The following is a 1,665-nucleotide window of genomic DNA, read 5'->3' on the forward strand; positions in this document are numbered from 1 at the left end:
TTGAATCATTTTTTTAGTACGAGAGCCTTGGTTATAAATAGTGAGATTGTTTTCTTGTTATTTATCATCAAGGTAATGTATTGAATAGGGAATATCTTTTCTATCAGGAGTTACATATGGATGGGGCTAACAACTCTCAAGACTATATTGTTCTACTGACAAAATCAGCTAAAAAGCTGAAATCTGACAGTAGGATTTTTTTTGACTTTGGCAAAAATGACAATGATTTTGCGGTACGTATTGCAGAGAATGAGGAGAAAGGAACTTATTCATCTGAATGGATTAGTTTCTCTCAGATAGAGCAATTTCTGGCTCAACAAGGTATAAATTCATTTCAAACTAACGCTTTGGGGGCATTATTTCAATCGAAGGATAACAATAACGCTGGCTTTTTTGCGGCTATTTTACTTGATAGTTATGTCGGTCTGATTGCGAAAGATAATACAGAATTTCAAGCCATTGACAATTATACGGATGAATTAGCTTCGCTAAAACGTCGTATAAAAACAGAATATAATCAGAAATCGTCTATAGAGGAGTAAACGTATGAAAAAATTGGCTGTAGCCTTGTTATTTGGTGCTTTAGCTTTACCTGTAAATGCCAATAATAGTAACCAAATGTCAAATAGTGCATTGATTGATGGTAATGCAGAAACTATCAATATCTTTGGGGCTGCTTATCGGCAAGGGATATACTTTAATGATAAATTTAGTAACATACCATTTCAGGAAGTACTGTATGCGTCTAAAATTTATCAAGAGAATGGGGATTCAGAAAATTTAATCAGAAATTGGGCTAGAGCTGGATTGGTCAAAGCGATTACTCCATTTGAAGAAAAACGCAATCCTACTTATTACTCTGAATTAGATGTTGATTTAAAATTTTTACTTCAAGATTTTGTATATGCTAATTTTTTTGCGGGAGAGCCTGCTAAAAATACGGGATATATTGCTGATGTAAATCTAAGCTACTATGATATGGATAAAGAAATTTTATCTTTGGGGCAAGAGGATGATGATTCTTTTAGACCTTGCCAACATTTGGCTAGCGTCGCAGGGCGAAAAGAAGTCCTACGAGCTTCTAATTTTATTAAACTAGATATTAAAGGATGTCCTTATGTACATATGCCTATTGATGTTGCAGAAAAATTATGGGGTAGTAACCCTAATGAAAGGTATCTATATGTTTTGCAAGGTATTGGGAAAGGGAATGGCATTGAAGAATCTTGCAAGATCAGCCCTTATGTAGGAATTTGTTTAAAAATGAAACCTGAACAAATCAAAGTAACACTATTTAATGAAAAAAATGAAGAAGTGTGGTCTTCAGATAAGGTTTCTTTTACTATTGATGATTAGTTAGCTTTGGGGAATAGGAAGATGATTTATATCTTCCTATTTTATTTATTAAATACTAAAGGTGGGGTTGCTTGATTTGTGTTCTATGTAGATGATTTTTATTCAATCAATCAAAGGTTAAGAAAAAAGTTCTTGCAGAATTCTATCAGAACAAATATCATATATCTCGTTGTTTGGTGCTGCTAAGTATCAAGCAAAAATTCAATATTATATTGATGCCCGAGTGGCGGAATCGGTAGACGCAAGGGATTTAAAATCCCTCGCCTTTCGGGGCGTGCCAGTTCAAGTCTGGCCTCGGGCACCATTTTA

General features: G+C 34.2%; 2 protein-coding genes and 1 tRNA gene. All 3 read left to right on the forward strand.

Annotation, left to right across the window (positions count from 1 at the left end; genetic code table 11):
• Window positions 1-116: 116 nt before the first annotated feature.
• The 3 genes from AM305_RS01460 (at window position 117) to AM305_RS01470 (ending at window position 1,660) form a co-directional block, all read left to right on the forward strand.
• Window positions 117-542: a hypothetical protein gene (locus AM305_RS01460; protein WP_005822466.1), complete on the forward strand. Its 426-nt coding sequence runs from the start codon at window positions 117-119 to the stop codon at window positions 540-542.
• A gap of 4 nt (window positions 543-546) precedes the next feature.
• Window positions 547-1,356, forward strand: coding sequence for a hypothetical protein (locus AM305_RS01465; protein ID WP_005822468.1), 810 nt, complete (start codon window positions 547-549; stop codon window positions 1,354-1,356).
• Window positions 1,357-1,573: 217 nt separating this feature from the next.
• Window positions 1,574-1,660: transfer RNA gene (locus AM305_RS01470), tRNA-Leu, on the forward strand.
• Window positions 1,661-1,665: the final 5 nt, after the last annotated feature.

The sequence above is a fragment of the Actinobacillus minor NM305 genome (assembly GCF_000175195.1).
GTDB classification, from domain to species: domain Bacteria; phylum Pseudomonadota; class Gammaproteobacteria; order Enterobacterales; family Pasteurellaceae; genus Haemophilus_A; species Haemophilus_A minor.